This is a genomic window from Cohnella sp. AR92 (genome assembly GCF_003990975.1).
Taxonomy (GTDB): domain Bacteria; phylum Bacillota; class Bacilli; order Paenibacillales; family Paenibacillaceae; genus Cohnella.
On the sequence record NZ_RZJR01000003.1, the window covers coordinates 315,845 to 335,269 of the forward strand.

General features: G+C 55.7%; 24 protein-coding genes. 21 read left to right on the plus strand and 3 right to left on the minus strand.

Annotated features, from left to right (window positions below; translation table 11 throughout):
* Positions 1-32: 32 nt before the first annotated feature.
* On the plus strand, positions 33-1,259 hold the full coding sequence (locus ELR57_RS06295) for an MFS transporter (protein WP_126958170.1): 1,227 nt from the start codon (positions 33-35) through the stop codon (positions 1,257-1,259).
* A 97-nt stretch (positions 1,260-1,356) separates the two neighbouring features.
* On the opposite strand, the gene serA is transcribed toward ELR57_RS06295, so the two are convergent.
* The gene (serA, locus tag ELR57_RS06300) at positions 1,357-2,949 is read right to left on the minus strand and encodes a phosphoglycerate dehydrogenase (protein ID WP_126958171.1); all 1,593 of its coding nucleotides are present in this window, start codon (positions 2,947-2,949) and stop codon (positions 1,357-1,359) included.
* 236 nt (positions 2,950-3,185) lie between these two features.
* Positions 3,186-4,109: a hypothetical protein gene (locus tag ELR57_RS06305; RefSeq protein ID WP_126958172.1), complete on the minus strand. Its 924-nt coding sequence runs from the start codon at positions 4,107-4,109 to the stop codon at positions 3,186-3,188.
* Between the two features lie 89 nt (positions 4,110-4,198).
* On the opposite strand from ELR57_RS06305, the gene ELR57_RS06310 reads away from it, so the two are divergent.
* Entirely contained in the window at positions 4,199-4,798 is a 600-nt protein-coding gene (locus tag ELR57_RS06310; RefSeq protein WP_126958173.1) for a CPBP family intramembrane glutamic endopeptidase, read from the plus strand.
* Positions 4,795-5,103, plus strand: a complete 309-nt coding sequence (locus tag ELR57_RS06315; protein WP_126958174.1) for a hypothetical protein — start codon at positions 4,795-4,797, stop codon at positions 5,101-5,103. Before ELR57_RS06310 ends, ELR57_RS06315 begins: the two co-directional genes overlap by 4 nt.
* Before the next feature lie 77 nt (positions 5,104-5,180).
* On the opposite strand, the gene ELR57_RS06320 is transcribed toward ELR57_RS06315, so the two are convergent.
* Positions 5,181-6,059 (minus strand): polysaccharide deacetylase family protein, encoded by an 879-nt coding sequence (locus ELR57_RS06320; RefSeq protein ID WP_126958175.1) that lies wholly within the window; start codon positions 6,057-6,059, stop codon positions 5,181-5,183.
* A 185-nt stretch (positions 6,060-6,244) separates the two neighbouring features.
* Between ELR57_RS06320 and ELR57_RS06325 the strand changes: the two genes are divergently transcribed.
* From ELR57_RS06325 to ELR57_RS06405, 18 genes are all read left to right on the plus strand, one after another.
* Positions 6,245-6,646, plus strand: a complete 402-nt coding sequence (locus tag ELR57_RS06325) for a hypothetical protein (protein WP_126958176.1) — start codon at positions 6,245-6,247, stop codon at positions 6,644-6,646.
* A gap of 204 nt (positions 6,647-6,850) precedes the next feature.
* A complete protein-coding gene (locus tag ELR57_RS06330) occupies positions 6,851-7,453 on the plus strand; it encodes a genetic competence negative regulator (protein ID WP_126958177.1) in 603 nt (200 codons plus the stop codon).
* A gap of 189 nt (positions 7,454-7,642) precedes the next feature.
* Entirely contained in the window at positions 7,643-8,338 is a 696-nt protein-coding gene (gene prsW, locus ELR57_RS06335) for a glutamic-type intramembrane protease PrsW (RefSeq protein WP_126958178.1), read from the plus strand.
* A 73-nt stretch (positions 8,339-8,411) separates the two neighbouring features.
* Positions 8,412-8,567, plus strand: coding sequence for a hypothetical protein (locus ELR57_RS28050; protein ID WP_192896524.1), 156 nt, complete (start codon positions 8,412-8,414; stop codon positions 8,565-8,567).
* A gap of 81 nt (positions 8,568-8,648) precedes the next feature.
* A complete protein-coding gene (gene ypeB / locus ELR57_RS06340) occupies positions 8,649-10,010 on the plus strand; it encodes a germination protein YpeB (protein ID WP_126958179.1) in 1,362 nt (453 codons plus the stop codon).
* A 156-nt stretch (positions 10,011-10,166) separates the two neighbouring features.
* Positions 10,167-10,820, plus strand: a complete 654-nt coding sequence (locus ELR57_RS06345; RefSeq protein WP_126958180.1) for a flagellar brake protein — start codon at positions 10,167-10,169, stop codon at positions 10,818-10,820.
* Positions 10,821-10,825: 5 nt separating this feature from the next.
* Entirely contained in the window at positions 10,826-11,029 is a 204-nt protein-coding gene (locus ELR57_RS06350) for a hypothetical protein (protein ID WP_126958181.1), read from the plus strand.
* A gap of 117 nt (positions 11,030-11,146) precedes the next feature.
* Positions 11,147-11,851, plus strand: coding sequence for a (d)CMP kinase (cmk, locus tag ELR57_RS06355; protein ID WP_126958182.1), 705 nt, complete (start codon positions 11,147-11,149; stop codon positions 11,849-11,851).
* Positions 11,852-11,854: 3 nt separating this feature from the next.
* Positions 11,855-12,451: a lysophospholipid acyltransferase family protein gene (locus tag ELR57_RS06360; protein ID WP_126958183.1), complete on the plus strand. Its 597-nt coding sequence runs from the start codon at positions 11,855-11,857 to the stop codon at positions 12,449-12,451.
* 160 nt (positions 12,452-12,611) lie between these two features.
* Positions 12,612-13,841, plus strand: a complete 1,230-nt coding sequence (gene rpsA / locus ELR57_RS06365; RefSeq protein WP_126958184.1) for a 30S ribosomal protein S1 — start codon at positions 12,612-12,614, stop codon at positions 13,839-13,841.
* A gap of 124 nt (positions 13,842-13,965) precedes the next feature.
* Positions 13,966-14,589, plus strand: a complete 624-nt coding sequence (locus ELR57_RS06370; RefSeq protein WP_126958185.1) for a hypothetical protein — start codon at positions 13,966-13,968, stop codon at positions 14,587-14,589.
* Positions 14,586-15,506 (plus strand): YIEGIA family protein, encoded by a 921-nt coding sequence (locus tag ELR57_RS06375; protein ID WP_126958186.1) that lies wholly within the window; start codon positions 14,586-14,588, stop codon positions 15,504-15,506. Before ELR57_RS06370 ends, ELR57_RS06375 begins: the two co-directional genes overlap by 4 nt.
* Positions 15,499-15,678, plus strand: a complete 180-nt coding sequence (locus ELR57_RS06380) for a capping complex subunit for YIEGIA (RefSeq protein ID WP_126958187.1) — start codon at positions 15,499-15,501, stop codon at positions 15,676-15,678. Before ELR57_RS06375 ends, ELR57_RS06380 begins: the two co-directional genes overlap by 8 nt.
* A gap of 89 nt (positions 15,679-15,767) precedes the next feature.
* Positions 15,768-17,090, plus strand: coding sequence for a ribosome biogenesis GTPase Der (gene der / locus ELR57_RS06385; protein ID WP_126958188.1), 1,323 nt, complete (start codon positions 15,768-15,770; stop codon positions 17,088-17,090).
* Between the two features lie 13 nt (positions 17,091-17,103).
* The gene (gene plsY, locus ELR57_RS06390) at positions 17,104-17,721 is read left to right on the plus strand and encodes a glycerol-3-phosphate 1-O-acyltransferase PlsY (RefSeq protein ID WP_126958189.1); all 618 of its coding nucleotides are present in this window, start codon (positions 17,104-17,106) and stop codon (positions 17,719-17,721) included.
* Positions 17,711-18,733 (plus strand): NAD(P)H-dependent glycerol-3-phosphate dehydrogenase, encoded by a 1,023-nt coding sequence (locus tag ELR57_RS06395; RefSeq protein ID WP_126958190.1) that lies wholly within the window; start codon positions 17,711-17,713, stop codon positions 18,731-18,733. The genes plsY and ELR57_RS06395 overlap by 11 nt, the downstream gene beginning before the upstream one ends.
* An 87-nt stretch (positions 18,734-18,820) precedes the next feature.
* Entirely contained in the window at positions 18,821-19,096 is a 276-nt protein-coding gene (locus tag ELR57_RS06400; protein ID WP_126958191.1) for a stage VI sporulation protein F, read from the plus strand.
* 143 nt (positions 19,097-19,239) lie between these two features.
* Positions 19,240-19,419 (plus strand): DUF2768 family protein, encoded by a 180-nt coding sequence (locus tag ELR57_RS06405; RefSeq protein ID WP_126958192.1) that lies wholly within the window; start codon positions 19,240-19,242, stop codon positions 19,417-19,419.
* The last annotated feature ends 6 nt before the right edge of the window (positions 19,420-19,425 follow it).

Here is a 19,425-nt window from a genome sequence, read left to right on the forward strand (position 1 = left end):
TCGCCCTTTTCGATAGCGGCGGAGGTTCCCCTATGTTTCGTTGGAAACGATTACAGAACGGCTTCGATAGACTGCAGAGAGGATTGGGACTCAACGGGGAAGCCATTGTCTCTCTGTTCATCCACGGATGTTTTCAATTCGGGGCATCGATGTCGGGCTTGTTCTTGAACTTGTATCTCTGGAGGCTGACGGAGGATCTGTGGATCAACGGCATGTTCAATGTCGTCGTCTATGGAGTAACGCCCGTCGCGTTCGCCGTCGGCGGTTATATCGCGAAACGCAAGGATCGGATGGTCACGTACCGGATCGGAATCGTCATGATCGCGATTTTCTACCTCGTCGTTGTCATGGCGAGGGAAAGCGTCGTTGATTACTATCTGCTCTTCGCGTTATTTAACGGATTCGCCCTTGGCCTCTATTGGAACGGTTATCTTGTTCTCATGTACGATGTGGTCGATTCGAGCAAGCGGGGAAGATACCTCGGAATCAATATGGTCGTGTTCAATGCCGCAGGCTTGATCGGACCGGCGCTTGCGGGATTCCTGATCGGCTGGTTCGAGGGCTTGCAGGGGTACGTCGTCATGTTCTCCGTCGCCTGCCTGATGTTCGTCATCGCCGCTATCGCCAGCACGAAGATCGCCCGCCGAACCTCGCACCACCGTACCTATTATTTAAAATATACCTTTTCCGTGCTGAAGAGAGAGCGCGTCTGGCTGAGAGGCCTGTTCGGCTTTCTGCTGCTGGGCGCGTTCCAAGGAATCATGCTGTTTCTGCCCAATATTCTGCTCTATCAGACAGTCGGCAGCGAACAATGGGTCGGCCTGCTCACCGTATTCTTCTCCCTGCTCACGATCTCCATGGGCCTCTATATCTCTCATATGAATAATAGAGAATCGGTGCGAGGCAGCTTGGCCTTAAGCACGGCTCTCGTGACGTTGTCGGCGAGCTTGCTGCTGATCGACATCCGCTGGTGGAGCGTGCTTCTGTTCATGGCGATCTTCTCGTTCTTCAACCCTCTCACGGTAAATACGCTGACCTCCTATAACTATCGACTAATGGACGATCTGCCGCTTCGCGGGGAGTTCCGCATCGAGTCGGTCGTGATCAAGGAGCTGTTCCTGAATGTAGGCCGAGTGCTGTCGATTCTGTTCCTCATCCTGTTCGCGGAGGATCCCGATTCGCAAGCGATGCCGCTTGTGCTGGTAACGGCAGCCCTTCTGCACACGCTGATCGTACCTTTGGTGAGGAAGAAGGCGTAGGGACTGTTCCTTAAGAGCTTCAGAAAGTGCTTAGAAAGGGAAAAAAGGGATGTCGCGAAGTCATGACGACTTCGGACATCCCTTTTGGCGTTTCCGCTTAGTAGAGCTGTATTTCCTTCGCGCTAACCAGGTCCGGCAGGTCGGCGACTTGGCCGATAACGTCCTTCGGAACCGCCTTGTCGACGCCCAGTACCATGATGGCTGCGCCGCCGACGAGCTTGCGTCCTACTTGCATCGTCGCGATGTTCACGTCGTTGCTGCCGAGCAGCGTGCCGACGCGGCCGATGATGCCCGGCTTGTCGTTGTGCGAGATCAGGAGCAGATGGCCTTCCGGAGCAACGTCAACCGGATATTGATCGATCTGCGTAATGCGAGCGCCGAAGCCGTTCAGCAGGGCGCCGGCAACGGTGCGCTCTTCCTTGCCCGTGCGCAGAGTGACGGATACGAGATTCGTGAAGCCCTTGCTGGCATGCGATTTATTGGTGACCACGTTGACGCCGCGCGTCTTGACCAGGTGCATGGCGTTGACAGCGTTGACTTGGTCGGAGCCCAGGTGATGGGCAAGAACGCCTTGTACCACGTAGCGGGTTAGCGGTTGAGTGTCCACGTCTGCCAGCTCGCCGGAGTAACCGACGACGATCTCCTTAACCGGACCATCAGCGACTTGAGCGGCGAAGCTGCCGAGCTTCACGCCGAGCGAGAAGTAAGGCTCCAGCTTGGACAGCACGTCGGCCGGAACGTGAGGCATGTTGACCGCGTTCTTGTACGGCTCGTTGCGCAGGATGTGTAGCAATTGCTCCGAGACGTCGATCGCGACGTTCTCTTGGGCTTCGACGGTGGAAGCGCCAAGGTGAGGCGTGACGATGATCTTCGGATGCTTAAGGAACGGATGGTCCGCTGCCGGCGGTTCTTCCTCGAAGACGTCGAAGGCTGCTCCGGCTACGATGCCGGCATCGATCGCTTCAACCAGCGCTTGCTCGTCGATAATGCCGCCGCGCGCGCAGTTTACGATTCGAACGCCCTTCTTGATGCGGGAGAATTGTTCCTTGCCGATCATGTGGCGGGTCTCAGGCGTGAGCGGCGTATGCACGGTAATGAAGTCGGCTTCGCGGATAACGTCTTCGACGGAAGCGAGCTTCACGCCCAGCTTCTCGGCGCGCTCTTCCGTGAGGAACGGGTCGTAACCGAGGACGGTCATGCCGAACGCCTTGGCGCGGGCGGCGACTTCGCTGCCGATCCGGCCCATGCCGAGAACGCCCAGAACCTTGTTGCGAAGTTCCACGCCGACGAAGGACTTGCGGTCCCACTCGCCGCCGACGGTCTTCAGGTAAGCTTGAGGGATATGGCGTGCGAGCGCCATCATCATGGCGAAAGTATGCTCGCAGGTGGTGATCGTGTTGCCGTCCGGCGCGTTAATGACGACAATGCCGCGTTTGGTTGCGGCTTCGAGGTCGATGTTGTCTACGCCGACGCCCGCGCGTCCGATGACTTTCAATTGCTTGGCTGCCGTCATGATGCGTTCGGTCACGCGTGTCTGGCTGCGGACGAGAAGAGCGTCGTACTCGCCGATAATTTGAACGAGCTCGTCTTCGGAGAGTCCGGTCTTCTTGTCGATGGAGATGTCGGACGCCTCGACGAGAAGCGAAATGCCCAGATCGCTGATCGGGTCCGATACCAACACTTTAAACATTTGAAAGCCCCCTAAGCATTAATAAATATAGAAATCACTCTTGGCGGCCGTCCTTCGCATCCAAGCGAGAGAACGATACGCCGAGAGTGATGCCGTGAACGATTGATAATTGGGGATTTTAGCAAACGTGCCTAAAAACAAGGCAGTTTGTCTTCCATAACCTTACTCATTTTATAGCAATAAGACAGACAAAAGCAATGGCTAAAATAGCACATTGCTTTGTCGGAAACGTCCATTTATTTGTCGGGCGAGAAGAAAGGCAGCTGAGGCAGAAGCTGGGTGGCGTAGAAACGGCTCTTCTGCTGCAGGAAATCTCCTTCGCGAACCGCGTCGGTTCGGGTCAGAAGATCGGCGACGGCGCCCGCCGTCTTCAGCTTCATCGTTGCCGCCTGTCCGGATGCCAGGAAGCCGTCGATCCGCGCGGTCAGATCCTGCGGCAGGAAGCTGCCGGTGAGCGATTGCTCCTGCAAATACTGCGCGGAGATCAGATTCCTCGAGATGAGAGGAAGCGTCTTCCACTTGGACAGCTCGATCTGCGTCTCGTATTGAGTATCATAAGGGACGGTCATATCCACCATCGAGGCCCACATCGCCATGGAATGGTAATAATCGGTTTGTCCGTCAAGCGCCATCTTCACGGCTTCTTTGTAGAAGGCGTCTTTCTTGATTTGGCCGAGAAGAATGGAGCCGGTGCCTTCGTTCGCGCTGGAAGCGTAAGACGACAAGCTCGTCATATAGAGCTTCAAGCTCTTCAGGTAGTTATCCTGCGCCTCCTGCAGCAGCGGGGAGACGGGAGGGATATAGGCGACTTTGGCGGAATCGTATTGATCGGACGCCAGCTTCACGAGCTCCTTTATCGAAGCCGAGCGGTCTGTCGATTCGACCGACAGCCACTTGTTTTCCGCGTTCTGCCATTCGTTCATGAATTCCCGATAAGGCAAAAATACGGTATGATAGAAGGACACCAGATCTTGAAGGGAGTAAGCGTTAGGAGAAGCAACCTTCTCCGCGGAGGCTGTCTTCGCATCCTGAGCTTGGCTCGATTCAGCTCGGTCGGTGCCGACCTTGACGCCGTAGAAGAATGCTCCGACCGCTACGACGAGCATAAAAAGAAATCCTAATACGAATAAAATATCGGTGCGAGCTAGGCGTTTGTCCATCGGTAACTCCTCTTAACTGTCGTTTAGTAGGTTTAGGCTGAGATCAACAGGCATTGCAACAAACAAATTCTTGAACGAACTGAGGGAACATGAAAAAATTCAACATCCGCAACGTCAAGGCGCGCCAGATGGAAATCGGGCAGCTGGATGATCGGCTTCTGCTGATCAATTTGTATTTGACGCAACTGATTACTTTCATTATCGGCTTGTTATGGGTTATTTTTCAGGGCAGAAACGTGATAAATTTGTTTCGTTTGGACATTTCTGCGGATTTTCTTTATTGGGGCGCGGGTTTGGCCGCTTTAATCGTGCTGGTGGACCTCTCGATCTCCAGATGGGTTCCCGAGGAGGCGATGGATGACGGCGGCGTCAACGAAAAGATGTTCCGGAACCGTCCCCTATGGCACATCGCGCTGATCTGCCTGGTGGTGAGTATCTGCGAGGAGCTGTTGTTCCGCGGCGCGATCCAGCATTCGATCGGAGCCTATTGGACAAGCATCCTGTTCGCCGCGATTCATGTCCGGTACCTGCGGCACTGGATCCCGACCGGGATGGTATTCGGCATCAGCTATTCGCTCGGATGGATCCAGGATCACACCGGAACGATATGGGCGCCTATCGTCGCGCACTTCATCTTTGACCTCATCATGGGATTGATCATCCGCTACCGGAAGGAGTCAGAGCGATGAGTCAATCGGATCGATCGAATGCATGGGAACGTTACGTCGAAGCCAAACAGCTAGCATTCGCTGAAGAAACGGCCGCCAGCGAGCCGCAGACGATTGAGGAACTGGAGGAGGCCATCGCCAAGGCGGCGGAATCCTCGGGAATTCCGGAGACCGGCATGCCGCCTCGTTCGACGGTTCATCCGACGAGCAAGGGGGCCTGGAGCCGATGGTTCTATCGCGTTCTCGTCTTTATTTTCTTCTGCCTGGTAGCCGGCCTAATCTGGTGGGGCAATCAGAACCACAGCGCCAATCTCGGCAATTCTTAACAAAACGAACAGCCATGCCCGGCGGGGATGCAGCGAAGCATCCGCGCTTTGGGCATGGCTGTTTTTCACTTTGTCATTCAAGGTTGGACCGAAGTATCGATCAAGGCCGGGTCGACGAAGGAATAGCCTTTGCTCTCGAGAGTACTAAGCAGGCTGTCGAGGGCTTCGCCCGTCCAAGGCAGCTCGTGCATCAGGATGTTGCTGCCCGAATGAAGCTGATCGGTTACGTTCTTGATGATGGCCGACGTCTTGTCTTTTATTTTGTCGCCCGTCATCTCCCAATCCAAGGAGCCGTCCGACCAGGTCATATAGAGGAGGCCGTGTTCCTTCGCGATTCGATGGGTATCGTCGTTGCCCGAGGCGTGGGGAGGACGGAAGAAGACCGGCTCGGAGCCCGTCAGCTCCTTGACCAGATTCTGAACGTCCCCGATCTGCTTCTCGATCGTCTCCGCGGATTCCTTGCCCAGCTTGATATGATCCCAGGAATGATTGCCAATCGTTTGCCCGCGCTCGACGAGTGCTTTCAACAGCTCCGGATGCTCCTTGACCCTGTAGCCGTTAACGAAAAAGATGGCCTTCGCGTTGTGCTTGTCCAACGTGTCGAGAATGGGAGTAAGCGTCGCTTCGTCCTTCGGTCCGTCATCGAAGGTAAGCAAGACCACCTTGCGGTCCGTCTTCTCCTTGTCGATCGGAACGATGTCGTAATTCTTGTTCATCTGATACAGGGGAACGGTCGGATCCGTCGCCGCGTGAACGAATTCCGCGGATGCGGAAGGCTCGGGAGTCGAGATTGGCTGCGTCGAAGCCTCCGCGGAGGCGGCGGGCGACGAAGCGCGCGTTTCAAGCGCGGCGCTGGTTGCGGTCGGCTCCGGAGCGGCTTGGTTGTCGGACGAGCCGCAAGCGGAGAGAGACAATAGGAAAAGGGGAACGGCGGCTGCTGCGGCAAAGCGGTTCATGGCATCTGGCTCCTTAGGCGATTAGTAAGTAGGCTCACGCTATTTGATCATAGCATATCCAATTCTTCGGAACACTGGGGCGTCTTCCTTAATTTGTTGGGGGATGATCGGCGGGCAGGAGGCCAAACTATTCCGTGAAGGAACAAAGGATATTGATCAGAGCCGAAGGGGCAGGAGGCGATGGGATGAAGACAACGACTTTCCTGATGGGCGCGATGGCGGGTGCCGCGCTCGTCTTGTTTGCCCGGCGCAACCGAATGGTTAGCGCTGCGGCCGGCATGGTCGGCCAGCAGATGCGAAACCGGTGGAGCGGAATGAAGGAAGACGCCGTCGGCAAAATGGTGAACATGAGGTTCGGCGGAAGAGACCACAACAGAGACCAAGGCAAAGACCACGGCGGTTCGATCCGCGGGGATGCCCATTCCGGCAGCCGCCGCAGCGAGAACCGAACGTCCGGCGCCTCCGTTCAATCCTCGGACCATACGGCGAACGGGATGTCCGACGTCGTACGTCTGGCATCGGATGACCCGAGCGTGAAGCATGCCATCAATGAGATTCTCGAGCAGAGCGGCGAGCACCGAATTTGATGGATGGGCCTAACGAAGGGGAAAATCGGCACCTGCAGCTTCCGCTTGGGAAGACGGGTGCCGATTTTTTCATTTCGTTGGTTTTCCCTAGTGCATTTCATATGGAGAAATGATAAAATGCTGTAAAAGCAAAAATCACTCACAAATTATATGCCACGTCATACGCTGTTATCACCCATCGTGTGCAGAAGGGAGGATCCTGTCATGAGGATGGAGCGGCTTAGCCAAGACAAGATTAGGATTTTCCTTACCTTTGACGATTTGACGGAACGCGGAATACAGAAGGAAGACATGTGGCGGGAGATTCCGAAGGTTCACGAGCTGTTTAGCGAGATGATGGATCAAGCATACAGCGAGCTTGGATTTGACGCTTCGGGACCGCTGGCCGTAGAAGTGTTCGCGATGCCTGCGCAAGGAATGGTCGTCATTGTCACTAGAGGCAAGCTGGATAAAGACCCCGAATCGTCCTCCGAGGACGAGCTGGATGAAGAAGTGTACGAAATGGAAGTTACGCTCGAACAGAGCGAAGCCATCATATATCGTTTTCGAGATATCGAAGACGCCATCGGCGCAGCCAAGATGCTCAGCAGCCATCTGACCGAAGAGGGAAGAATGTACCGCTACCAGAATCAATGGATTCTCTGCTTCGATCCTGCCGGGCTTGAGAACAGCAGCTATCATGCGTTGATCGCCGTGCTTGCGGAGTACGGGGAAGCGACTTCGGTCACGCCGGCCGTTCTCGAAGAGTACGGCAAGCTGATCATCGCGTCGAACGCGGTCAAGGTGCTCTCGGAGAGCTTCTCCTAATCGAATGGACCAAGCGAAGGACGCCGAATAAAGTCAACAGAGAACGAACAGATCGCAAGCGAGAGGTCTCGCTGAATGCGATATGTTCGTTTTTTGTTCATTTAATGTTCGAAGGAACTTGATTCCAAGGGGTGCCGCGAGAGCCGAGCCGATGTATAATGGGGAATGAGAAAGGAGGAGAGGCGCAGGGTGCTACTCTTTTCAGTGCTCGCAGCGGCTATCGCTCCTGGGATCGCGTTGCTTGCCTATTTCTATTGGAAAGACCGATACGATGCCGAACCGCTTCATGTCGTCATAAAGCTGTTCCTGGCCGGCGTATTGATCGTGCTTCCCGTCATGGTCATTCAGCACGGCCTGCTTCTGTGGCTGGGGGATTCGCCCGTTGCGTTCTCCTTCATTACGTCCGCGGGTGTCGAGGAGTTCTTTAAGTGGTTCGTGCTGTTCCACATCATATACAACCATACGGAATTCGACGAGCCGTACGACGGTATCGTCTACGCGACCGCGATATCGCTAGGCTTCGCGACGATCGAGAACGTCATGTACGCTTTCACCGATCAGGTTACCTTCGGCATGCTGCTCGCCAGAGCGCTGCTTCCGGTATCCGGCCATGCGCTGTTCGGAGTGTACATGGGCTATTCCTTAGGACGAGCCAAATTCTCGACTGGACGAGCGGTGAAGCTTCATCTGGCGCTCTCGCTGCTGACGCCGCTGTTCGCGCACGGCGTCTTCGATTACTTGATGCAGACGATTCCGTCCAATTGGCTTTGGATCTTCGTGCCGTTCATGGTTTTGCTCTGGCTCCGGGGAATTCGCAGCGTTAACCGCGCGAATGCCCGTTCCCCGTTCCGCTGGGTCAAACGCGAGGAAGAGGTTAAATTCTGACAATCGCGCCTATACTTCCAAGTAGAGCCGCCTCTCGCCGAGCGCGAAGCGGACAAAGGCTGGAGGGAAGGACATGACGGCGACAAGGGTAAAAGTCACGATACGCTGCAACTCGTGCGGCGAGAAGTTTGTCCTGAGAGGACGAAGGGATCGCGGCCGTATCGATACCGGCTTCAAGATGTGCATCTGCAGCAACGTGGAAGATTTCGCAATCGAAGAGATGGCATAGGCAATTGCTTGAATAAAGTCGGCTTCCTCTTCCCACACTAACGCCGAACGGCAGTATGGGAATGAAAGGGGTCGGCTTTTCATGTATGCGCGTCTAAGCTCAATTCTTTTTCCAATCGCAGCGATCTTCCTGATCGGATCCTTGATCTGGGGCTATCAGGAACATCAGGAGAAAAATTCGATTCTGATCAAGGCGGAGAATCAATATCAACGAGCGTTCCACGACCTGACGAACCATATGACCAGGCTTCAGGACGAGCTCGGTCAGACGCTTGCGGTCAATTCCGTCTCCCAAGCCGCCCAGCGTAAAGGGCTGGTCAAGGTCTGGAGACTGACCAGCGAGGCCCAGAACGAGGTTAACCAGCTTCCGCTTGCGCTTCTCCCGTTTAACCAAGCGAGCGATTTTCTCTCCCGGATCTCGGACTTCGCTTACGCGACGTCGGTTCGGGATCTGACGAAGCAGCCGCTTAGCGACGACGAAGTGAAGACGATGAAGTCGCTTTATACGAAGGCGGCGGACATCAACAAGGATCTCGGCAAGGTGGAAGACGCGGTACTCTCCGACCATCTCCGCTGGATGGACGTGGAAGTGGCGATGGCAAGCAAGAACGAGCCGGGAGGCAACACGATTATCGACGGCTTCAAGGCGGTCGACAAGAAGATCGGCTCCTATCCGGAGAACGATTGGGGTCCGTCCTCCATGTCGACGAAGAGCGCAAAATCCGTTCGGATGCTGTCCGGCGCCAACGTGTCCGAGAGCGAAGTGAAGCAGAAGGCGCTGGCCTTCCTCGGAACGCGTTCGTTCTCCGGCGGTTCGGAGGTGAACGTTACCGAGAACGGAGCGAAGACGGAGATGCCGGTCTACACGGTCACGGTCAATAGCAAGAACGGAGATCGGATCCAGATGGATTACACCCGCAAGGGCGGGGAGCTGCTCTGGTTCATGAATACGCGAGTCGTCAAGGACCGCAAGCTGGACGTGGCCGCCACGAAGGACAAAGCATCTCAGTTCCTGATTCGGCACGGCTACAGAGACATGACCCCGGTGACCTACGATCAATACGATCACGTGTCGGTATTTACGTTCGTCAAGCAGCAGGATAACGTCAAGATCTACCCGGACAAAGTAACCGTACGAATCGCCATGGACAACGGCGAAGCGGTCGGGCTTCAGGCGAAGGACCATGTCTTCGCGGACAAGACGGTCAAGGTAGAGAAACCGAAAATCAGCAAGCAAGAGGCCGAGAAAGTGCTAAATCCGAATTTCAAGGTTCAAGGCTATAGCCTCTCTCTCATCGAGAACGAACAGAGGAAAACGGTGCTTTGCCACGAGTTTCTCGGCAAGATCAACGACTCCCGCTATCGGATGTATATTAATGCCGATAACGGCATCGAGGAGACGATCGAGAAGATTCCCGAGACGTCCAAGGCTCTGCTGCAGTAAGTGCGTAAGATCAGTATAGCTGCCTCCAGCGCCGGGTACGGCAGGAGGCGGCTTTTTCTTCAACAGGTTATGCCTAACTTCTTCTTCGCATGGTATAATTGGACAAAAACAGTGCGGTTTCGCACTGAATATGCCGCGCGAGTTGGAGGGTTCAGGTTGCTTCCTAAAGTAAATCAGACCATGTTCTTACAATTAGACAGCGAAGTTGGCCAGGAGCAGGCGCCCACCTACCGGTCCCGGATCGCGGATCAGAACGCGGAGTCGATCTTTATTGAGATTCCCATGGACGAACAAACCAAGCGTTACTATCGAACCCAGACGGGCGAGAAGCTGATCGCTTATTATTACACGGCGGACGGGGTCAAGCATCAGTTCTCCACGGTGGTCAAGGGCCACGTCAAAGATGCCGTTACGCTAGTCGAGATCCGAATGCCGCTTCCGGAAGAGATCTCAAAGGAACAACGTCGCAGCTTTCTTCGCGTGGAGACTCAGTTGGAGCTGGCGGTTCGGATCGGAGAGAAAGTGCGTTTCGTCGCGTTAACGGAAGATGTCGGAGGCGGCGGAGTCTCGTTCCGGTGCGAGCGCAAATGGCCGGTCACCCGGGGAATGAAGCTGAACTGCTGGCTGCTTGTTCCTTACCGGACCAACAACGTGACGCACGCCCAGTTCGTCGGGGAGGTCGTCAGGGTCGCGGAAGCCGAGCCCAAGCATTATATCGTCATGATGAAATTCAATGAGATCCAGGACGCCGAACAGCAGAAAATCATCCGATACTGCTTCGAGCGTCAACTTGATATGCGTAGGGATTGATAAATGTGAAGAACCGTACCGACTCCGCGGATTGGACGGACAGACGGCTTCGGCAAGCGGAGCGCTGGCTCGTCAAAGCCGCGGCCCTGCTGGCGATTCTGCTCGTTGTCGCTCAGATCGCGCTGCATATCCCAACCGTTAGACATCTTCTGACGAACACGGATGAATGGGAAGGAATCCCGTATGATTCGAGTTTTACGGCCCGCTGATTCGGCTTGTTTTTGCATTCCCGGGGCGGGCTGTGGTATAATTTTCTCATCCGCAGCAGGCAGCGCCTGCCTGCTTTTTTCTTAACGGTAGTTGATTAGGAGGCTCTTTTCATACAGATGGATGTACAGTCGAGTCACCGAATCAATATTGCGATCGACGGGCCTGCCGGAGCAGGCAAGAGCACCGTAGCCCGTCTCGTCGCTAACGCGCTTCAGTATATTTATGTCGATACGGGAGCGATGTACCGGGCTGTCACCATGATTGCCTTGGAACGCGGATTGTCTTCGGACAATGAACGAGAGATTGGACGACTTGCGAACGAGCTTGAGATCGAGCTTCTTCCCGGAGAAGGCGGTCAACGCGTCCTTGTGGACGGAGCGGACGTAACCGGACGCCTCCGTACGCTTGATGTGAACCGCAACGTATCCGCAATAGCGGCTATCGAAGCGGTGCGCAAGAGAATGGCGGATCTCCAGAGGAAGATGGCTGCCGCCAAAGGCGTCGTGATGGATGGAAGGGATATCGGTACTCACGTTCTTCCGGACGCCGAGCTTAAAGTGTTCCTCACCGCATCTCCCAGAGAGCGGGCGGAACGAAGGTTCAGAGAGCTGGGGGACAACCCGGGAATTACCCTTGACCAGCTGGAGCTCGATATCGCCGAGCGCGACCGTAAGGATCAGGAGAGGGAGTTTGCCCCGCTCGTTCAGGCGCCGGATGCCAGGTTCGTCGATTCGACAGGCTGGTCCATCGACCAAGTCGCGGAACAGATTGTTGAATGGGGACGCGCGGCGGCAAGAACCATTTCGGCGGGGGAGAAGTAAATTATGCTATATGGGTTTGCTAGGTCTTTGCTTCGCGTCATCTTCCAAGCGGTGTTCCGCTTCGAGGCGAGAGGCGTATCCAACATCCCGACCGAAGGCGCCGTGGTGCTCTGCAGCAATCATATGAGCTTATTCGATCCCATTACGCTAGGTCTCGCAGTCCCGCGCAAGGTGCATTACATGGCAAAGGAAGAGCTGTTCCGCATTCCCGGTTTCGGGTCCTTGATCCGAGGGCTAGGCGCATTCCCGGTGAAGCGCGGCGGCGTTAGCAAGGAAGCCATTCGAACCGCGATCAATCTGCTGCGCGAAGGCAAAGTCATGGGGATCTTCCCCGAAGGCACCCGCAAGGGAGAGCGAATCGAGGGCGTGGGGATGGGCAAGCGTGGCGCCGTCAGCATGGCAGCCAGAGCAGGCGCAGCCGTCGTTCCGGTCGCTCTTGTCGGAGAGTACCGCTGGTTTCGCAAGATGGTCACCGTTTACGGAGCCCCGATCGACCTCTCGCCGTATTTGGTGAAGGGCGAGGAGGATCTGGACGCCGCCACCGAGGTGCTGATGTCTCGAATTCGCGAGATGCTCCGCACGGGACAGCCGACAGGCTGATCCGAACAAACTCTTCTGTCGTCATGAATGATTTGTCGGGATTTCCAACATACTACAGGTATTATTTGGATCGTATGTCGTAAGTCGTCATTGTGCGATTTAAACGCCGCTTATGATGCGGGTTTAAATAAAGTTGGGGTAGATCTGAGGAGGTATTTTCATGTCTGAAGAAATCAATGTTCAGGAATCGGCTTCCGAAACGGTAAGCCAGGATGCGCTTGAGAATGTCGTATCCATTAAGAAAGGCGACACCGTGAAGGGTACGATCGTCAAAATCGATGATAACCAAGCGTTCGTTAGCCTTGGATATAAATACGACGGCGTCATTCCGCTTCGCGAGCTTTCTTCCGTCAACCTGGAGAACGCTTCGGAAGCCGTGCAAATCGGCCAAGAAGTCGAAGCGAAGGTTGTCAGCATCAACGATGCGAAGGAGAGCCTCGTACTCTCCAAGCGCCAAATCGACAGCACTCGCGCATGGGACGATCTTCAAGCGAAGTTCGATAACGGCGAAGTATTCGAAGTCACCGTTGCAGACGTCGTCAAGGGCGGCCTTGTCGCTGACGTTGGCGTTCGCGGCTTCATCCCTGCTTCCATGGTCGAGCGTCACTTCGTTGAAGATTTCTCCGGCTACAAGGGACGCACGCTGCGTGTCAAAGTCAAGGAAATCGACCGCGAGAACAACAAGGTTATCCTGTCTCAGAAGGAAGTTCTTGAGGCGGAATACGAAACCCAGAAGCAACAAATCATGGCTAACCTGCAACCAGGCCAAGTGATCGAAGGTACGGTTCAACGCCTGACTCCGTTCGGAGCATTCGTTGACATCGGCGGCATCGACGGCCTCGTTCACGTATCCGAGATCGCATGGACGCATGTGGCTCATCCGGCTGACGTTGTCTCCGAAGGCCAAAACGTCAAGGTTAAGGTTCTGAAGGTCGATCCTTCGATCGGCAAGATCAGCCTTAGCATCAAGGCCGCTCAACCGGGACCTTGGGAATCGGCTGCCGGCCAATTCCAGATCGGCGAGATCGTTACGGGCGTCGTTAAGCGTCTCGTAAGCTTCGGCGCGTTCGTTGAGATCGCTCCAGGAGTCGAAGGCCTTGTCCATATCTCCCAGATCGCGCATCGCCACATCGCGACTCCGTTCGAAGTTCTGAAGGAAGGCCAAGAAGTCAAGGCCAAGGTTCTGGACTTCAACCCGGCCGAGAAGCGCGTCTCCCTCTCCATCAAGGAGACGGAAGAAGCTCCTCCTCGCGAAGAACGCGAACCTCGCGCAGAACGCGCTCCACGCGGACCGCGCGCTCCTCGCGAAGAAGTGAACCTGCCGCCGGCTGAGTCGATGAGCTTCACGCTTGGCGAGAAGTTCGGCGACAAGCTGAGCAAGTTCAAATAAGTATCGTTTAACAGAGCCCCTGGAAGCCTACGCTTCCGGGGGCTTTTTTGTTGCCGTAGATGAAGGAAGGGCATGGAATAGGAGGCAATAAGCGAATACTAAGGCAGAATTGGAAGGAAGGGGGATGGATGTGGAGCCCGGTTTGATTGCGATCGTCATCTGGATGGCTGTCGTCATTCTCTGGTGGAGCGGTTGGCGGAAGGAGCTGTCGGCAGGTTTGCCGGAATGGGGGCTGACTCTTTTTCTTGTGCTATGGCCCTTTGCCTACAGCAGAACGGTTGCGCTTGCGGGAATAGGTGAAATCAACCTGGGAGCGGCTCTGATTCTCGCTTCCGCTTTAACGGTATTGTCGGGAATGCAGACGATTCGCCGATGGACGGCGCTTGCAGCCGGGCTGCTCATCGCCTCCGTTGCTCTTTTCACGAATAAACTGACGCTGATGATTCCTGCCTTGCTTGTCTCCAACCCGCATTGGATCCTGGCCGTTATGATCGGAGCCCTTACCGTCATGCTGCTGCGCAACCCTGTGGAGCAATGGATCGCGCTCACGTTCGGGTTTACTCTTTCCGCAGTAGCGGAAGCGTGGTTGAGAGCTGAGCCGCGAGGATGGATCGTACTGGGGGATTCGGAATGGATGGCGGTCTGGTGGCTTGCGATCGGCAGCTCTAGATGCCTGTCGTCTCTCGCGGCGAGAATGGCGAAAGCATGGGGCAAGCTGGGATTGAGAAAAGGGGGGCAGCGTTCATGAACGCGTTGAAGCTGTTGGATCATTCGGATCTAACCGGGGTGGTGATGGGTACGATCTTCGGCGTCGCTTCCCGGTTTCTTATGCTGCAGAGCGATTATCGCCAGTATCCGGCTTATCCGCACGGCAAGCTGATTCATCTAGCTCTAGGAACGATTGCGGCGGCGCTAGGTTCGGTTGCGGTTCCGGCGCTCCTCAAGAAGGACTTCACGGCGATTACGTTCCTGGGTATGGCAGCGCAGCAATTCCGCGACGTGCGGAACATGGAGCGCAATACGCTGAGCGCGATCGACAAGCAGGAGCTCGTGCCGCGCGGGACGACGTACATAGAGGGAACGGCCGTCGTGTTCGAAGGCCGCAACTACTTATCGATACTGACCGCATTCTTGACCAGCATGGCGGTCGCGCTCTCCAGCTGGTTCGTCGGGTTGATCGTCGGCCTGATCTGTCTGGGAATTGTGATCCGGTTCCGCAAGGGCAAGACGATCAAGGACGTCGCGCAGATTGAATTCGCTCCGGTACGAGTGGAAGGGCCGAATGTGTCGGTAGGCGATATTTATATGATGAACGTAGGTCTGGAGGAGAGCCAGCAGATCATTCGGGATGTCGGGATCGGCTTTGTTCTTACGCCGAGAAGCGACGATGCCAAGGTGACGATCGCGAATCTCGGCCAGCGCCAAGCGATCCTACACGATGTGTCCGTGCGGCTGGGCGTCTACCGGGACGACGGCGAGCCGGGGCTGCTGCCGATGGCGAAGCTGGATTTGCATACGGGCAAGCTTGGCGTTCTGATCCTGCCGAGGGAGCATGAGAGAGCGGTTGCGCTTCAGGCGGTAAGCGACGTGCCGCTTCTGGAAGCGGCAGTCCGCATGCCGACGCAGGCTAACCGCCACAAGGGAGGAATGCTTCCGAATGGCTAAGATCGTCGCCGTCGTCACGAGCAAGCCGGAGAAGGTGGGAGGCGGGCTGCCGGTCTTCCATGCGGAAGATCAGAAGGAAGCGGAGGGGCTGGCCCATCTGATGGAGAAAATTCTAGACGCCGCCGCGCACCGCTTGGAGGACCACTTGTATATCCTTGTGGACCGCCATTGAAGAACCGTTATACATTCCCGGTTTTTTTTGTTATGATGAGGGATGTTACTATAATGTTACTATGACGATGTTAATTGAGGAGTGAAGGCATGGCAAGACCCGTAATCGCCATCGTGGGGAGGCCGAACGTTGGCAAATCCACGATTTTCAACCGGATTATCGGCGACCGGCTAGCCATCGTGGAGGACAAACCTGGGGTAACTCGGGACCGCATCTACGGAACCGGAGAATGGAATGGCGTAGCATTCAGCGTCATTGATACAGGAGGCATCGAGATCGACGGAGACGACGGCATGCTGCGGCTTATCCGCATGCAGGCGGAGCTCGCGATCGAGGAAGCGGATGTCATTGTATTCATGGTAGATGCCAAAACCGGAGTGACGAACTCGGACGAGGAAGTGGCGCAGATTCTGTTCCGTTCCGGCAAACCGGTCGTCGTTGCGGTTAACAAAGTGGATAACCTTCAACGAATGGACGATATTTACGAATTTTACAGTTTGGGCTTCGGAGACCCGGTCGCTCTCTCGGGCTCTCACGGGATCGGGATCGGAGATTTGCTCGACGCGACGGTCAAGCTGCTTCCGGTCAAGGAAGACCAAGTGTACGACGACGATGTTATCAAGGTTGCGCTGATCGGCCGTCCGAACGTCGGCAAGTCTTCTCTCGTCAACGCGATTCTCGGCGAAGAGCGGGTGATCGTGAGCGAAGTCGCCGGAACGACGCGGGACGCCATCGATACTCCGTTCGAGAAGGACGGGCAGAAGTACGTTCTGATCGACACGGCGGGCATGCGGAAGCGCGGGAAAGTATACGAGACGACGGAGAAATACAGCGTCATGCGTTCGATGAAGGCGATCGAACGGGCTGACGTGGCTCTTATCGTGATCAACGGCGAAGAAGGCATTATCGAACAGGATAAGCACATTGCCGGTTACGCGCACGAGCTCGGCAAGGCGTCCATCTTCGTCGTGAACAAATGGGATGCGGTCGAGAAGGGCGACAAGACGATGCAGCACTTCACCAATTCGATCCGCGACCATTTCCTGTTCATGTCTTATGCTCCGATCGTCTTCTTGTCGGCGAAGACGAAGCAGCGCCTGCATAAGCTGTTCCCGGTCATTAACCATGTCGCGGAGCAGCATGCGATGCGGATTCCGACTCACGTGCTCAACGATATCGTATCGGATGCCGTCGCCGTGACACCTCCGCCTTCCGACAAGGGAAGACGCCTTCGGATCAACTACGTGACCCAAGTAGCGGTCAAGCCGCCGACCTTGCTGATCTTCGTGAACGATCCGGAATTGATGCACTTCTCTTACGAGAGGTTCCTTGAGAACAAGATCAGGGCCGCGTTCGACTTCGAAGGGACGCCGCTGAGGCTGTTTACTCGGCGCAAATCCGATCAGGAATAGGAGAGACCCATAAGTGACCGCTTCAATCATAGCGATTGTAATCAGTTATCTGCTCGGTTCGGTATCGTTCAGCATTCTCATCGCCCGCTGGCTGATGAAGATCGATATCCGGCACCATGGCAGCGGCAACGCGGGCGCGACGAATACGCTCCGCGTGCTGGGCAAGAAGCCCGCGATTGCGGTATTCCTGCTCGATATCGCCAAAGGAATTGTCGCCGTGCTGCTCGGCATGTGGCTCGGCGGCGATTCCGACTGGGTACCCGTTCTGTGCGGTCTGGCCGCCATCGCCGGCCATAATTGGCCGATCTACTTCCGCTTCAAAGGCGGCAAGGGCATCGCGACGACGGTCGGCGTCATGGCGACCTTGTGCTTCGTTCCCGTGCTGATTGCCGGCATTATCGCTATCGTTATTATCGCGCTTACCCGCTACGTGTCTCTCGGTTCGATCATCCTCGTCGTTCTCGTGCCGATTATTCTCGCGATCGGAAGCTGGAGCGCCCCGTTTATCTGGGGAGCGGTCATCATCGCGGCGCTGGCAATCGCCAGACACCGGAAGAATATCGTCAAGCTGCTGAACGGCACGGAGAATAAGCTCGGCAGCCGCAAGAAAGGTGAGCCGCATGGAGCGTAAATCCGTTACCGTTCTCGTCGCGGGGAGCTGGGGGACGGCACTGGCCAGAGTGCTGGCGGATAACGGACATGCCGTTACCCTGTGGACGCGCAATGAAGCCCAAGCGAAGGAGATCAACGAGGAGCGCCGCAACTCGAGGTTCCTGAAGGATGCCGAATTGCCCGAGGGCATTACTGCCGTTACCGACATCGAAGCTGCTGTATCTTCGGCGGAAGCCGTCGTCTTCGTTTCGCCTTCATCGGCTATAAGAGATGTGGCGCGAGCCGCCAAGCCGCACCTGCGCCAGGATTCTCTCGTGATTCATGCCACCAAAGGCTTCGAGACCGAAACCCTTAAAAGAATGTCGATCGTCCTGTCGGAAGAACTAGGTCGCCCGGAGGAAGAGATCGTCGATCTCTCCGGTCCCAGCCACGCGGAGGAAGTCATCTATCGTCTGCCGACTACCGTCGTCGTCTCGTCAAGCCGTCTGGAGTGCGCGGAAGCGGCTCAGGATCTGTTCATGAACGATTCCTACTTCCGCGTCTATACGAATTCCGATATTATCGGGGTGGAGACCGCCGGCGCGATCAAGAACATCATCGCGCTCGGAGCGGGGCTGTCCGATGGGCTCGGCTTCGGGGATAACGCCAGGGCCGCTCTCATTACCCGCGGATTAGCCGAGATCGCAAGGCTGGGCAAGGCGATGGGCGCGAACCCGATGACCTTCTCGGGACTCGCGGGGATCGGCGATTTGATCGCCACCTGCACGAGCCAGCACAGCCGCAACTGGCGCGCCGGTTCCATGCTGGCGCAAGGGCTGGCTCTGGATGAAGTGCTCGAGAAGATGGGGATGGTCGTCGAGGGAGTGCGCACCACCAAAGCGGCAAAGCGCCTGTCCGAGATTCACTCCGTCGAGATGCCGATTACCCAGCAGCTCTACAAGGTTCTGTTCGAAGGCAAAGAACCTTCCAAAGCGGTAGGAGCCCTTATGGGGCGCGTCCGCACGCACGAGTACGAGAATTTATCCTTATAGGAGACGTCTTGATCCTAGGCTGACAGCCTACACCGTTTACCCCTTCCCTTCATAGGATACATGGCAGGATTGCGGAGGAGGGCGAACATGGACAAGAAAGTATCCAAGGATATACTCGGCGCGGTCAACAAAAAAACAGGCAAGAACATCACCGAGAACTCGATCAAAAAAATCGCGGGAGGCGTAACGCCCAGCACGCTGCAGAGCGAGACGCAAATCCGCCAATTGATCAAGCAGGTATCGACGATGGCAGGAGTTCCTGTCTCGGAGGATACGGTGAAGGAGATCGTCGGGGCCGTGAAGAAGAGCGGCATGAACATGGATAGCTTGGAAGGCCTCATGAAGATGATGTTGAAGAAGTAGTCCGAGCTGCTGCTTCCGGCCTGCTCGTTAAACCTCGTTGGCGTCAAACGTCGACGGGGTTTTCTTTTATTCGCTTGGCGAAAATGGTATAATATTCAGGATTTTTTAAATGGGTGGACGTAGAAGGGATAGAAGCCAACAATATGGATCCGATGATGAAAATGTGGGTCTCGTTTGTCGGGATCGGCTTGATGGTGCTGGCGGCGGTGCTCGTAATGTTCGCTAGAGCGAAGACGAGGGGCTTCATTCGGATGTCCCTGTCGTTGATCGCCTTCGTTCTCCTGCTATCCGGCATGATCTGCGGGCTTGTTGCTATCGTATAAGCCATA

Bases quoted from the DNA above. Each gene is read 5' to 3' on its own strand.
- ELR57_RS06330 (WP_126958177.1), top strand. From the start codon at position 6,851: ATGAGGATGGAGCGGCTTAGCCAAGACAAGATTAGGATTTTCCTTACC.
- ELR57_RS06395 (WP_126958190.1), top strand. From the start codon at position 17,711: ATGGAGCGTAAATCCGTTACCGTTCTCGTCGCGGGGAGCTGGGGGACG.
- ELR57_RS06325 (WP_126958176.1), top strand. From the start codon at position 6,245: ATGAAGACAACGACTTTCCTGATGGGCGCGATGGCGGGTGCCGCGCTC.
- ELR57_RS28050 (WP_192896524.1), top strand. From the start codon at position 8,412: ATGACGGCGACAAGGGTAAAAGTCACGATACGCTGCAACTCGTGCGGC.
- ELR57_RS06310 (WP_126958173.1), top strand. From the start codon at position 4,199: ATGAAAAAATTCAACATCCGCAACGTCAAGGCGCGCCAGATGGAAATC.
- rpsA (WP_126958184.1), top strand. From the start codon at position 12,612: ATGTCTGAAGAAATCAATGTTCAGGAATCGGCTTCCGAAACGGTAAGC.
- ELR57_RS06400 (WP_126958191.1), top strand. From the start codon at position 18,821: ATGGACAAGAAAGTATCCAAGGATATACTCGGCGCGGTCAACAAAAAA.
- serA (WP_126958171.1), bottom strand. From the start codon at position 2,949: ATGTTTAAAGTGTTGGTATCGGACCCGATCAGCGATCTGGGCATTTCG.
- ELR57_RS06360 (WP_126958183.1), top strand. From the start codon at position 11,855: ATGCTATATGGGTTTGCTAGGTCTTTGCTTCGCGTCATCTTCCAAGCG.
- der (WP_126958188.1), top strand. From the start codon at position 15,768: ATGGCAAGACCCGTAATCGCCATCGTGGGGAGGCCGAACGTTGGCAAA.
- ypeB (WP_126958179.1), top strand. From the start codon at position 8,649: ATGTATGCGCGTCTAAGCTCAATTCTTTTTCCAATCGCAGCGATCTTC.
- ELR57_RS06380 (WP_126958187.1), top strand. From the start codon at position 15,499: ATGGCTAAGATCGTCGCCGTCGTCACGAGCAAGCCGGAGAAGGTGGGA.
- ELR57_RS06295 (WP_126958170.1), top strand. From the start codon at position 33: ATGTTTCGTTGGAAACGATTACAGAACGGCTTCGATAGACTGCAGAGA.
- ELR57_RS06315 (WP_126958174.1), top strand. From the start codon at position 4,795: ATGAGTCAATCGGATCGATCGAATGCATGGGAACGTTACGTCGAAGCC.
- ELR57_RS06305 (WP_126958172.1), bottom strand. From the start codon at position 4,109: ATGGACAAACGCCTAGCTCGCACCGATATTTTATTCGTATTAGGATTT.
- cmk (WP_126958182.1), top strand. From the start codon at position 11,147: ATGGATGTACAGTCGAGTCACCGAATCAATATTGCGATCGACGGGCCT.
- ELR57_RS06405 (WP_126958192.1), top strand. From the start codon at position 19,240: ATGGATCCGATGATGAAAATGTGGGTCTCGTTTGTCGGGATCGGCTTG.
- ELR57_RS06370 (WP_126958185.1), top strand. From the start codon at position 13,966: ATGGATGTGGAGCCCGGTTTGATTGCGATCGTCATCTGGATGGCTGTC.
- ELR57_RS06375 (WP_126958186.1), top strand. From the start codon at position 14,586: ATGAACGCGTTGAAGCTGTTGGATCATTCGGATCTAACCGGGGTGGTG.
- ELR57_RS06320 (WP_126958175.1), bottom strand. From the start codon at position 6,059: ATGAACCGCTTTGCCGCAGCAGCCGCCGTTCCCCTTTTCCTATTGTCT.